General features: G+C 60.8%; 8 protein-coding genes. 3 read left to right on the top strand and 5 right to left on the bottom strand.

Going from position 1 to position 12,687, the window contains the following annotated elements; translation table 11 throughout:
• Positions 1-98 precede the first annotated feature (98 nt).
• From VIF40_RS19925 to VIF40_RS19915, 3 genes are all read right to left on the bottom strand, one after another.
• Positions 99-4,925 carry an ATP-binding protein gene (locus VIF40_RS19925; protein ID WP_331939264.1) on the bottom strand — a complete coding sequence of 1,609 codons (4,827 nt, stop codon included), beginning with the start codon at positions 4,923-4,925 and terminating at the stop codon, positions 99-101.
• A 320-nt stretch (positions 4,926-5,245) separates the two neighbouring features.
• On the bottom strand, positions 5,246-7,396 hold the full coding sequence (locus VIF40_RS19920; RefSeq protein WP_331939263.1) for a KAP family P-loop NTPase fold protein: 2,151 nt from the start codon (positions 7,394-7,396) through the stop codon (positions 5,246-5,248).
• 65 nt (positions 7,397-7,461) lie between these two features.
• Positions 7,462-8,022, bottom strand: a complete 561-nt coding sequence (locus tag VIF40_RS19915) for a hypothetical protein (protein WP_331939262.1) — start codon at positions 8,020-8,022, stop codon at positions 7,462-7,464.
• Positions 8,023-8,317: 295 nt separating this feature from the next.
• On the opposite strand from VIF40_RS19915, the gene VIF40_RS19910 reads away from it, so the two are divergent.
• Positions 8,318-8,464: a hypothetical protein gene (locus VIF40_RS19910; protein ID WP_331939261.1), complete on the top strand. Its 147-nt coding sequence runs from the start codon at positions 8,318-8,320 to the stop codon at positions 8,462-8,464.
• Positions 8,465-8,943: 479 nt separating this feature from the next.
• On the opposite strand, the gene VIF40_RS19905 is transcribed toward VIF40_RS19910, so the two are convergent.
• Positions 8,944-9,795: a hypothetical protein gene (locus tag VIF40_RS19905; protein WP_331939260.1), complete on the bottom strand. Its 852-nt coding sequence runs from the start codon at positions 9,793-9,795 to the stop codon at positions 8,944-8,946.
• Between VIF40_RS19905 and VIF40_RS19900 the strand changes: the two genes are divergently transcribed.
• Positions 9,739-11,265 (top strand): DUF3363 domain-containing protein, encoded by a 1,527-nt coding sequence (locus tag VIF40_RS19900; protein ID WP_331939259.1) that lies wholly within the window; start codon positions 9,739-9,741, stop codon positions 11,263-11,265. The two genes, VIF40_RS19905 and VIF40_RS19900, sit on opposite strands and share 57 nt — an antisense overlap.
• Before the next feature lie 130 nt (positions 11,266-11,395).
• On the opposite strand, the gene VIF40_RS19895 is transcribed toward VIF40_RS19900, so the two are convergent.
• Positions 11,396-11,626, bottom strand: coding sequence for a helix-turn-helix domain-containing protein (locus VIF40_RS19895; RefSeq protein WP_174800285.1), 231 nt, complete (start codon positions 11,624-11,626; stop codon positions 11,396-11,398).
• 222 nt (positions 11,627-11,848) lie between these two features.
• On the opposite strand from VIF40_RS19895, the gene VIF40_RS19890 reads away from it, so the two are divergent.
• Positions 11,849-12,427, top strand: coding sequence for a hypothetical protein (locus tag VIF40_RS19890; RefSeq protein WP_331939258.1), 579 nt, complete (start codon positions 11,849-11,851; stop codon positions 12,425-12,427).
• Positions 12,428-12,687: the final 260 nt, after the last annotated feature.

Genomic DNA, 12,687 nt, shown 5'->3' with positions numbered 1-12,687 from the left:
CACCCGTTGATAAGTTCTGCCTTCATGCATGGCTTCAAGCATGGAATGATCCAACGCCCGACCCTCCTCTGGCCAAATCACTTGAAGAGGATCGCGCGTCACTCAAACTTTTTCGAGGTGGGACGCTCGCACCGCTTACGATAGAATAAGCGCCGGGCGGACGGCCAGCCTGCCGCGACAAAGGCCTCGAGGGTGTCGACCAAGGCGGCTCGCAGTTGTGGGTCATCGAAGATCTCTTTGTGGTCGGCTAGATATCGCCCGACGAGCTTCACCATGAGGTCGGCGCCCAGACTCTCATATTCGTACCCACCCTGCCGGCCGTGCAGGACAGCAAACGCGACGATGTCAAAGACACCCGCAGGATCAGCCTCCAGAATGTGCTCGAGGAGCTGGATGAGGTAGTAGATCGTGTGAGGCCCGCCGTGTTGGCCGATCCGCCGTAACGTCGGCGCGATCTCACGGAAGAAGATTTCGGCGTCCTCGGCAGCCAGCGGAGTCCGCGCGTCCTGTTGGTGCGCGTGCTGAAATGCGCCGGAGCTAAAGTAGAGCTGCTGGCAAGCCATGTCGATAATCCGCATCGCGCTCTGCGCCCGCGCCTTCAGGCCCTCGTTCAGGCCCGCGAAGTCGCTATAGCTGGTCAGTTCGTCGGCCGCTTGCTGAACCGCCTGGGCGAGCACGTCGATGGTGAGGCGACGTTTTTCTGGGGCAGCGGGATCGGCCTGGCCGCGAAGGCCAGCAGTGTAATCGTTGCGGAGCCACTGGATCGCCTCGCGGACAACTTCCACATTGTCCACCGAGTCGGCAAACCAGGAGCGCACTCGGGCGTCCGCATCTTGAAAGTCAAAGCGCAACCAAAACAGGAGAGTCATCTGGACGAGGTGTTTGCGAATGGTGGCATTTCGGGACTCGCTCACGGGCAGGCGATCGGCCAAAGGCAAAACGAGGTCGGCGACCTCTCGAGCGGCGCCGTGCCACATCAAGTTTCCGAGCCTTGCGGTGACGAAGGAGTCGAGAACGCTCCGGTTGTCCTCCGTGGCTACGATCCGAGCTGCGCGCTTCCAGAACCCATGACGGTCGAGCTCCCAAATCCGAACAAGATGAGCTGCTGCGTTCATCCGAACGGCGGGATGAGGATCGATAAGCATGCGATCGATGATAGGTTCGAGCGATCCATAAGTTTCCGGCCGCTTCAGGCAGAGGTCTAGGGCCGCCGCGGCACCCTCAAGTCTGGCTGAAGGCGATCCCCAGGCCTGTGAACGTTCGAAGCTGGCCTCCGTATCGGTGTCCGTCTCCGGGTAGCTCGATGAACATGCGGCTTCGATCCATTTCACAATTGCGGCCACAGCCTCGGCGGGGGTGTCTGCGTCGACGAGTTCGCTTTGGATAAGCTTGTGAACGCCCTGCGCGAAGGTCCCTTCGGCTCGGCTGTTGAGTGCCGCATCCGATACAGCCCCCGCGTCAATCTGCCTCCGCAGATCCATGAGCACAGAGATGGCGTCGTCGAGAGTCGCGAGCGGCTGGTTGTCGTTCAGATTTAGATGAAGTTCGTCGCATGCCGCCTCAAGCGCGCCGATCATGTCGACAACCTCTTGAGTCGCTCGGGTGGTCTGATCCATCCAGTAGTAAGTTTCCGGCTCGATCGCTTCCCCGGTGAGCCGGAACAATCGCGGATTGATCTCCTCGCCGGTCGACAGGTCAGCTAGCATCTGGTGCGCTTCCTGCGTCGTGAGCCGGTCGAGTCCAATCGCCCCAAAGAGGCGTCTGAGCAGGCGTTGCCTGGCTTCCATGGGATGCGCAAAGGTGTCGAGGCCAACTTCCATGGCCTCGGTTTCGAAAGCTGCCCGATCAGCCTCGGTGAGAGCGTCATAACGGGCGGCGACAAGGTCGATAGCGTCCTTGCGCGTGTCGGGTGAGATGATAAAGGCGAGCCGTAACGCGTAGGGGCCCAAGAGGTCAGCCAATGCTCCGCCCCGTGCGGCCGCGGCCATGAACAGGCGGGACCAAACCACCGCGAGCGTTGCATGCCGGACGGCGTGATCCGCCGCGGGGATCACAGAGCCTTCCTCGCCGGTTTCGAGGAACGTCTCGAATTTTGAGAGGAGCGCGTCCGCGTCCTCAGCAGATTGAGGATGCACCTCGTGCGCCCAAATATGGCTGTGGTCCGGTTGAAGGCGAACGTCGCCGTTCGGGCCCGAAATGGTGCGTTCGTCGAGTCCTTCGGGGATAGGATGCTGTCGAGCCACGTAGCCGCTCATGGCCGCCAGCAACGCCTTGGTAGCTGTAACCGGCGAGGCTGCCAAAAAATTCGGGAAGTACTCGCTCAACGACCAGCGCGCGGATTCGAAATCCTGCCGCGCATTCGACGTCAGATTCAGGATTCGGCCGCCGCCCATGGATGTCTGCCGGTCCTCCGTAACCTGGCGCGTGTAGACAGCACCGTAGACGTCGGCGGCGAAGTCCGGCGCGATCGGAGCGATGGCGTTGATTTTCCGTGACAAAGCGGGAAGCTCTTCGGACCCGAAAGACTCAAACCGTCGGTCCGTGAGGACTTGACCCAGCAACCGGACGGACGCCTGGACGTCGGTCGCGATCGTGTCGGCGACGAATCCGATGGCGGGCGTTGCGAGACTCCTGGAATCCGAGAGGGTGTAGCCGTGGGCGAGCAAGGCGCGTACGGCGGTGCCCAGGTTGGCCCGCAAACCGGCGTCCTTCACTCGATCAACGAGCATGTAGCCTAGCATCCTCAGAACGCCGGCCACCGGAGCTGGATTGCGAGATAGCTCCAGCTCGAGGTTCACCCACGGGGTGAGGGGGGTAGTCGGGTCGTCCTCGAGCCTAACCGCTACTGCGCCCGCGACATGCGGCAGTGCCGCGATCCCTTTCGGATCTTCTCCGCCGACGGCGCTCGCGAAAGGCATGATGTCTCCAGGCTCGGACGGGAGTTCGGCCGCCATGCGAGCGGTGGTGCTGCGGATAACCGGATCGCAGTCCGAGGCACCGAGCAGTTGGCTGACAGCTGTCCAGAAACGGACGTGCCCAGGGTCGCTCGACCATAGCCCCAGCAACAGAAAGCTCATCGCGGGGGCAAGGATGAGCCCAAGGCCTCCGGCCTTCGGAAAGATTGCTTGCCCTGACATGACGGCGTCGGGGTCCAGGAACACGCGGCTCGCCACATAGTCGAAGAGGAGATGATGCCTGAATTGGATCGAGCGCTGCTGATCGGTGGATATCAGAACGCCCTCGCCGGTGAGCGCATCTAGCGCGATAGGATTCGCGGCTGCGACGGCCATCCGCGGAGCCCGTAGCGCGTGGTGGTTCACCATTTCGGTCACGACGGCGCGGAGGCAGACTTCCCCTGCTGCGCCATGGTGCTCCACGCGCCGTTCCCAATAGAGGTCCAGCAGTGCGATCTGAGAATCGACCGAAGTGAAGTCGTCGCTCATTGCGCCGGACGCTATGAGTTCAGCCAATAGACGGGTGTTGAACGGCACCATCGCCAGTTCGCGAAGCTTGGCCGGAGAGTGCCGAAGAACGGCTGCGAGCCTAGGCGACTGATCGAGGAGCTGTTCGAATTCCAGCTCAGACCAAGGTGGCACCCGAATATGCCGGACAAGGGGGAAACTCTCTTCCTGAAGCGTGCGATCCGGAGGCGTTCCTTTGAAGAGGGCCCGGAAACTCTGCCCAAGGCGCAGATCAAAGGTGCGGATCGACGCCACCACGATCCAACGACTGCCCTGTTCGATTACCGCTGCGATAAGACGTTTGAAGGCGGCCTCGGCCGGACCGCCGCGGCTGGCGTCGAGGGCGTCAATCAATAAAAAGGCCGGAGCGGGCCCATCCCACGCGCCAAGGATCACCGGTAGGTCATGACGAAGCCGTAGCGTCCGCGACAGCCCCTCCAAGGACTCGATGGAAAACCGGTCGACTGCGAGTTCAACGACATCGTGGCCCTGACTGCGGAGCGCTCTGCCTAGAGCGTTGATAACGGCGCTCTTCCCGGCACCAGGTTCGCCGATCAGGAGGAGGTTCCCGCCCAGCGTCGCCGCGTTCACCGCGGGCTGACAGTGACGAACAATTCCCACTGGGATGCCGGCCTCAGGCTCCACCACTTCGAGCGCGCGAAGAGTCTGCTCGGTCTGAAGCGAGTAGGCTGCAAGGGCAGCGATGTCGTCGCGGTAGTCTGGACGGGCGGCAAGCTTGGCGCCTCGCCCGATCAGATCGCTGCGTAGCTGCGAGATATCGCGACCGCCGCGCGTGCTCATCAAGTCCCCGGCAATCCGTTCCAGAAGATTCAGGACGGACGGCCCATCCCTAGGCGACGCCAACGCCGGACCAAGGGCGACGGCCAGCGCTGCTCGATCCGCACCATCGGGATCAATGGTGTAAACGAACGTCAGGTGCGAGATTGCCAGCAAAACGCCTTTGGTCAGGGGCTCCGTTGTCGACGCACTCCAGGCGAGGCGGATGCATGCATCGAATTGGCCCATAGCCCTGGTTTCATCTGCGGTCAGCAGTGGCGGCCCAGGCTGGCGACGGGCCTCGAGGCCTCGAGCCAGATGGACCCGCATGGTGGCCGGCGAGCCAGTTCCGACGGCGATCACGAGCCGGTCCTTTGCGCGGTCGAGCGGGCGGTTCCACCCGAGGTCACCGGCGCCATCGTGGCAGAGACGCCACTGACGCACAATCTGTTCGACGGTCTTTCCGAAGTCACTTTGGAGGGCTGAGGAAAGAGACAGGTGGTTCTTGGCCTGCGCGGCGATGACACCCCCGTCGGACGTCAGAGCCAGGGCATCGTCCAGCGGTGCCTCGGTTTCCATCCGGATTGTGACAACCCTGGCGTCGCCCAACGCTAACCGATGATCGATGGGCACTTCGGTCAGCATCCACAAGCCGAACACAGCCCCGAGGCTTTGCTGGAAGTTCACGCCAGAGGCCGTCGCGTTGCCTCCGCCTGTCGCGTAGGTGCGCGGTCTCTTCGTCGCAGAGGTGGCGGATCGCGGTTTTCGCATCGCGGAGAATTTAGCGGGTCATCGCACAAAGCGAAACAGCTACGGTTCGTCAGCCGCGGGTGATCCCCTCTGGCGCCATGAAATTTCGGAATTCCGGCGCGGAGAGTTGGCGCATTGCGGAATTCGGCGATCGGCCAAACAACCAATGGCCGCCTCCCCCCCCTGCAACCACTTCAAACATAAATCAATCACCGTCTCTGTTAACGCGGGGCAGTTTTGCGTTTAGATGGTCGTCATCAATCGTCACGCCCTTCCCGACGATTTGCCCAAGCGCTCAAAAACACCTCTATTGCCTCAATATCCACTTCAGGAAGCTTGCGCTCCCGCGCAATGCGCTCAAGCTCCCCTTGAAAGACGATAGTATCGAAAAGATCGAATTCCTTTCCGATCTGCGCGCGGACATTGCGGCGCGAGACCCGGTCTCCTAACCCGCCAAAGCCGCCGAGGCTTGTTGACCACGATTCGCCGGTCAGACTCTTTGCGATGATAACCAGAGCCGCGTCATTGTTCATAACTTCACGAAGCCACGCCTTTGCTTCGGCACCTTCATCATCGCCGAAGTCACGCCAGCGATAGATATTGTACATCAGATTGCCGTCGCGAAGCAAAACTCTGCTTTCCGCAGCATTCCGCAACGCTGCAAGGGCTCGGCTTTTCAACTTGGGAATCGCATCTTCGGTGACCAGGCACGTTGAACCGTCCACGGAACGACCGTCTCTCGGGTGATAATCATTGACCGCCGACGATACGAAGTCGATCAGCCACCCCATCGAGGCAGCTTCTGTCGCCGTGAGATAGAGGCTCGTCTTCTCTTCGAGTGAAAAACGATCTTCGGTGAGGCGGCGGATCAGCCAATGGACTCGAAGATGAGTATTTGCCATCGCAAAGCCACGCTCGCCATCTTCTTGGCGCGTGATGTCGTCTACGATAGCGAAGAGTGTGCAGAGGAAGCTTTCGACCTTGTCACGGCCGATCTCCTTTCCATGAGAAGTCAGTTCATCGAGAACGACCGGCACCATGGACTTTCCACTCTTCCGAAGTTGGCCACGCGCGCGAAGCAGTCGTTCTCGAACGAAGGCCCGATCATCAGCGCGTGCGACCAACTCATTCAGTTCGGTCATGGATATCGTCTCTTCGCTAAGCGATAACCTGAAATACGTATCGAAATGTTTCGATAAACAGACGCGACGTTCGCTGTCCCAAATCTCGGAGAAACCTGCACCATAGCTTGTGTCCTCAAGGGCCGGGAACAGCCGCTGAAGCACGACGCGTAACGTCTCATGCTTGCCTTCTGGGATGCCGTTCAGGAACGGCGCAAATTTGGAAATATCGCGGCTGGTCGCCTGCTCGACCGACGTTTGGCCGGTTGCGATTTCCCGATTGCGCCGGATAGCCGAAAATAACAGCGGCTCGTAGAGCCTCAAGGTTTCCAGCGTCACATAGTCGGCGCGGCTGATCTCGTTCGTGACCGCTGGCCAGGTGACACTCATCGCGTTTATGAGCCGCGTGACGTGGTGCGGTGTATTCAGGTATGGAGCTACCGCATCATAGAACAGGTTCATAAACCGGACGATATGCTCCTCCGAGGGTGAACCGCAGATATCCTGGACAGCCGAGAGCAACGCATTGTTCAAATCGGTCTGGCTTGGCGCGGGTAGTTCAAAGCTAGCCTGTATGATTTTTTCCAGGAAGTGCGGCCCTTCCGAGGGATACCGCTGCTGCACGGCAGCATCGGCGAGTTGCCGATCGAAGACGAGGAGATACATGACGTTCGGCAACCGACCGACGGACTTTACGAGACGAAAAATTGCCAGCGCTTCGTCGGGAGAGAGTCGGTCGATATCATCAATAATAATGAGGAAGCGGCGAGCCTGTTCTTCGAGCGCCTTCGATATTTTCTTGAAGACCTTCTCAAGCGAATCCTTTTCGGGAAAAAAGCGCGTTGCGAATGCGGCGCCGCCCGAAACCAGTGTCCCGATCCCGCCCGTCGTCGCAAGCGAGACTGCGGTGCCGATGACTGGACCAGCCTGTAAAATGTGACGTCCAAGATCGGGTATCGCGTCTTTGATCTTGGCGCCAAGTGCCGGCTTTAATGCGGTGTTCAGTTCTTGGAGGAAAGCCAGCGCGATCGCTTCTTCTCCGCGATACCACCAGCATTTGAAATCGACGATGTTGAGCTTCTCATCCTTCAGGGCATCAAGTTCAGCGCGAACGAGGTTGACCGCGCTGCTTTTCCCCGAACCCCACGGTCCGTTGATTGCGATTGTCGTGCCGACCGGCTTATCGATTGAAAGCAGGCTTGTCGCGAGCGCCTTGGCGAAAGGCATGATGTCGTACCGATCGTCATCGGCCGTCTCTATCGGACTGTCATTAAAGTATTTAGACACCCCCGCGCTCCCAATTTTTTGAACGTTTGACTAATCCGTATTTTCGTATCTACTTCCATTGTCGTCTAAAGAATCGTCGCCCTTGCGATCAGCAGATGTGCAAACTCGTTCGCCAGCCGCGCGATTTGTGACTGGATTGCCGCCTCTTGTTCGATGGGTGGATTGTCCAGCCACAGCCGCTCGTCCCAGTCGAGAAGCGAGATTTCTGCGGCTTCATTGTTATATCCATTGCTAAAAAACACGGCAGCGACATTGTAAGCGCGCCGCCTTAACTCGCGGATCATGTCGCGGACGTGGTCAATCGATGGCGTATGCGCATGTGAAGAGAGAATGCAGATATCGGCCTCCTTGAAGTGGCTTTGGAAGAAGCTGGCAACGTCGCCGTAATCCACGATCTTCTCCTGATAGCTACGGTTCATCGTCGAAAGTGTTGCGACGCCGCGGGGCATTCGAGGATGGGTTATGTCGGTCAGGAAGTTGCGCGGAAGTCGTTGGTATTGCACGTTGCAGAGGTTGGACACGAGGTGCTTTTGGAAGCTAGTTTTACCAGTGTCGTTGTTACCGATGAGGATGTAGGCCCAATACGACAGCATGTTTCCCCCTATCTCGCGCTGCGCATATTCCATGGCAGAGCGTACATCTTGATGAGCCCCAACTCCAATCCCACGCGGCCGTGAACCGGTTGCGGAGTAGCCGGATTTCGGAAAAGGCCGCATGCTTCTTCATCTCGTCGCCGACGCCATTGTCGGGATCGAGAAACACGATGTCCGCCCCTTCGAGAACCCTCCGCTGGCGCGTTCCCCAAGCGCTTCGTTCCATACGAGACGGCATCGGTTCACGATGAAAGAGTGTTCCTTTCGGCCAGATCGTTGCTCGTTTGAGCGTGGCGATGCTGCGCTCTGGTAGCGTGGCGAACCCGGCATGAAGCTCGTCACCGGGCTGCCGCCACGCCACCTCGTCGCGCCATTCGAGATGCCGTCCGTTCGCGCATCCTTCGTCTCCGGGCGCACGGTACCAGGCCACACCGAACGCGCGGTCGGCAAGGGCGTGCAGGAAGGTGAGTTTTGAGAACGTCGCTGACATCGCCGGCATATTGATCGCGCATTCGGTCTCCGGGTTCCTCGTTGCCCGCTGTGCGGACGCTGCAAAGTCTCATGTCGCTCTGAGCCCTTACAGAAGAACGAGGCGCACACAATGCCAACCCGTATCGAGCGTAACGGCAGGCCTCGCATCGTGCCTTCGCGTGCGGTCGGCGTCCCCGCCATAGAGGTGTCCAGCGCTGCGCGATCGGCCCAATCTCGACAGGCAATGCGCGTGTCGACTAGCAGATGATTGGTGCAGAACATGCAGCGCCACTGCGGATCTGCCGTAAGTCCCGAGTCGGCACTTAGCATCATTGTTTGCAGGTTGATTCGCGGTCAAGACTTCGTCTTAGTGATAGTGCAAAGGTCAGAACGCGGGAAGGGGAGGGATGGCAAGATAAAGCGAACTGACGTTCGCACCTCGCTGCGCTCGTAAGTTGTTGTCTGCACATTTGTTTTTGCAGCCTACAAATGCGCAGGCATGGTAATACGCGATGTGCGGCAGTTTCCGGTAGAATCGAATTCGTTCGTCTTTGCAGCGTGATAGACGCCAGCGCTCGCGAGGTGTGACGTGGCAGGCCCCGCCGCTTCGACGCTACAGCCAGTATTTTTGCGCTCCATTGCGATCGGCGCTTGAGAGTCATTGCGCAGGCCGATTTCGACGCCGATCGTCTCGGAATGGCGAGCGACGACAGAGACGATTTCCACATTCGACCCGGTCGATCCCGAGCTGGCGGAAGGAGCGTCAGTCCGCGCTCGCTTTCCTTCGTCCGGCAGGTCGAGATCGCCGTCCAAAAGGCCGGCGGCGATCCGGGCCGGATCGGTCGAGGTTCGGCGTCGGCGGACGGCCGGAAAGGAGAAGGAAGCGGCCGATTCAACGCGCGGGGACGAGGCGCGAAGGTGGCGGCGTCGCTGCCGAGAGACGGCGGCGGCCGGCGGCGCGACTCCGCCGGACGGTTTCGATCGCGTCGCGTCGTCGTGAAGGCGCGGGTCGTGAAGCTCAACCCGCAACGCGGAACGCGCGGCCCAAAAATGCGCGGCGCGATGAGCAAAGCCGTCGACGCCCATCTCCGCTATCTCGAACGCGATGGCGTCACCCGCGACGGCGAGAAGGGCCACGCCTATTCGGCGATCGAGAATGAGGCAGACGGTCGCGCCTTCGTCGAGCGCGGACGCGACGATCGTCATCAGTTCCGCTTCATCGTCGCGCCGGAGGACGCCGGCGACATGGCCGACCTGCGAGGCTTCACCCGCGACCTCATGCGGCAGGTGGAGAAGGACCTCGACACTGGCCTCGACTGGATCGCCGTCGACCATCACAACACCGGCCATCCCCACACCCACATCATCGTCCGGGGCGTGCTCGACGACGGCCGCATTCTCAATATCGCCGGCGACTATATCGCTCACGGCGTTCGTCACCGGGCGAGCGAGCTCGTCACGCTGGAGCTCGGCCATCAGAGCGAGATCGAGCTTCAGGCGAAGCTCGCGAACGACGTTGCGGCGGAGCAGCTGACGCGGCTCGACAAGATGCTGCTCGCCGAGCAGCGCGAACAAGGCGTCATTGACCTCAGGCTCGGGGAAGGCGCCTCCTATCTTGTCCGAGAAAACCGGGCGCTGCTGCTCGGTCGCGCGCGGCGGCTGGAACGCTATGGCCTCACCACCGAACTCGAGACGGGGCGGTGGGCGATTTCCGACCGTGCCGAGGCGATGCTGAAAGAATTGGGAGCGCGCAACGAAGCGATCGAGACCATCCGTCGGGCGCTGGCCGGTCACGGTCTGGCGGACGAGCGCGGCATCGCGCAATATGCCTGCCACGGGGAGACCGGAAAGGAGCCGATCGTCGGCCGGGTGCTGGCCAAAGGGCTGGCCGGCGACGAGATGAGTGAGCGCGTCTATCTCGTCGTCGACGGCGTCGACGGACGAGTCCATCACATGGAGTTCGCCGATCCGAGCCGCATCGAGGAGGTCGGCCGAGGCATGATCGTTGAAGCCGCGCCCGCCGTTTCCGGTCCGAGGCCCGCCGACCGCAACATCGCCATCGTCGCGGAGGACGACGGCGTCTACCGGCCGAGCGCTCATCTCGAACGCATTCGCGATAGCTTCGAGCCGCAGGGCAAGGACCCGGAGGCCTTCGTCCGCTTCCATGTCCGCCGACTGGAGGCGCTGCGCCGGGCCGGGCACGTCGAACGCGTCGACGCGGACCATTGGCGCGTGCCGAAGGATATCGTCGAGCGCGGCCGAGCCTATGACCTCGCTCAGGGTGGCGACGGACTCCGCGTGCGCACGCTCTCGACCTTCGACCTCGAACGGCAGATCGCGAGCGACGGAGCGACATGGCTCGACCGCGAACTCGTCGCCGACAAGCAGACTTCGTTAGTAGAAGCAGGCTTCGGTTGCGACGTGAAGAATGCGCTCCACCGGCGTGCCGAACGGCTGGTGGAAATGGGCCTCGCGACGGACAACGGAAAATCCATCTCCTTCCCGCGCGGAGCCATCGCCACGCTGGAGCGGCGGGAGGTGGAACGCGTCGGCCGTCAGATGGCAGCCGAGCGCGGGCTGTCGTATTCGCCGAGCGGGCCGGGCGAATATGTGTCGGGGCGGATGGCAGGCGTCGCGAATCTCGCCAGCGGTCGCTTCGCGATGATCGAGGACGGCCTCGGCTTCCAGCTCGTGCCTTGGCAGCCCGTTCTCGAAAAGCGCATTGGCCAATATCTCAGCGGCGTTCACCGTGACGGCGGCGGCATCGAGTGGGATCTCGGCCGGAAGCGCTGGCTGGGACTGTGATGGAGTTGTTCCTTTCATCATGGAGCCGCAAGCGAGTTCTTGCAAAGCAGTACAGGCGCAGTGACGGCTATGAAAGGAATCGTCAGCCGTGCCGCGAGCCAAGGTTGGTCGACCAACCGCCGCTGCCGGCTCATGGCTGTTTTTTCCTTAGCCTCACGCCTGGCCCCTCGCCATTCTCGTCGACGAAGATTACGCCCGCCGCCTCAAGAGCGGCGCGGATTGCAGCGACCGTGCGGGGTTTCAGTTCCTCTCCCGCCTCGAGACGAGAAACCGTCGCCGGTGCGACCTGCGCCAGTTCTGCCAGCTCCCGCACGCCAATTCCCAGGGCGACGCGCGCCATCTTGCATTGAACAGCTAGCATTTTTAGCACGTCGTTCTATTTTTGGGTTGACGTTATTAGAATTCGGCGCTAAAAAGAGAGCGTCGTGACAAAACCATTACCACGCCATCCGACGCCGGAAAATCTATTTCCGGCGTACGCTGAGGCTTGCCTTTGATCAAAGCTCAGCAAAACTGCCGTCTTGCTGGACGATGAGAGGCCCTCGCTCATGCAGATTCCCCTGGCTAATGAGGAACTCGGATCATGGCTGAACCCGAGATTACCACGCGTGCGCCTTCTTTCACCCGAAGGACCCTGTTGGTCGCGAGCGTCGGCGCTGCCGCGCCGGCGTCTTTCGCGGAAATCGTGCCTCTCGACACGTCGCGTATAGAAGCGGCCGATGCGGCAATGTCCCTGTGGACACAATGGAGGGCTGCCCAGGACGCCGCCGACGTGCTCTGCCAGAAGCAGCAAAGCTTGGAAACCCAATTGATGCAGTTGATTCGCGAGTCCTGCTCAATCGACAACACTGATTGCGCCGAGGCGGACCGTGCCGCTCAGGAGGAGGATGAGCGCGCCCGCTGGGCGGCCGCCGATTTGGCTGTCGGCTACTCTGAAGCGAAAAAAGAGGAGGAGCGAGCCGTGGATATAGCGAAAGAACTCGCCGATGCATTGGCGGCCACGCCGGCGTCTTCCGTCGAAGGCGTGGCCGCCAAGCTCCACGCTATGCTCCGGGAGGGTGAATGGTGCGAAAACTGCCGCGAATTTCCCTGGCCGCAGGTCCGCTCGGCGCTGAGCGATCTGATCCGGATCGGTCGTCTCGACTCGTTTCCCGAGTTTTGAAGCGGATTGCCGCAGTCACCCACAATTTTTGAGCCACTACTTACGCGGTTCGAAATTGCAATTGATGTGTTCCTATGCTGACAACATTCGGGCGATGGGTCAGTTCGAATTTCTGCTCCTGTAAAGGTTTTCGGATGCCGGCCCTTTGCGAGCACTCGGCGTCGCGCAGCCTTAGGGCCGGCATCCGAAAACCTCCAAGGAAGGAAACCGCGAGTCGGAAGGGCGCCGTCGCCGCCGCGAGCTATGGGGATTTATGTGTC

This window comes from Methylosinus sp. (genome assembly GCF_036560965.1).
Taxonomy (GTDB): Bacteria; Pseudomonadota; Alphaproteobacteria; order Rhizobiales; family Beijerinckiaceae; genus Methylosinus.
The sequence above is the reverse complement of the archived record's forward strand: the minus strand, read 5'-3'. Positions and strand labels throughout refer to the sequence as shown.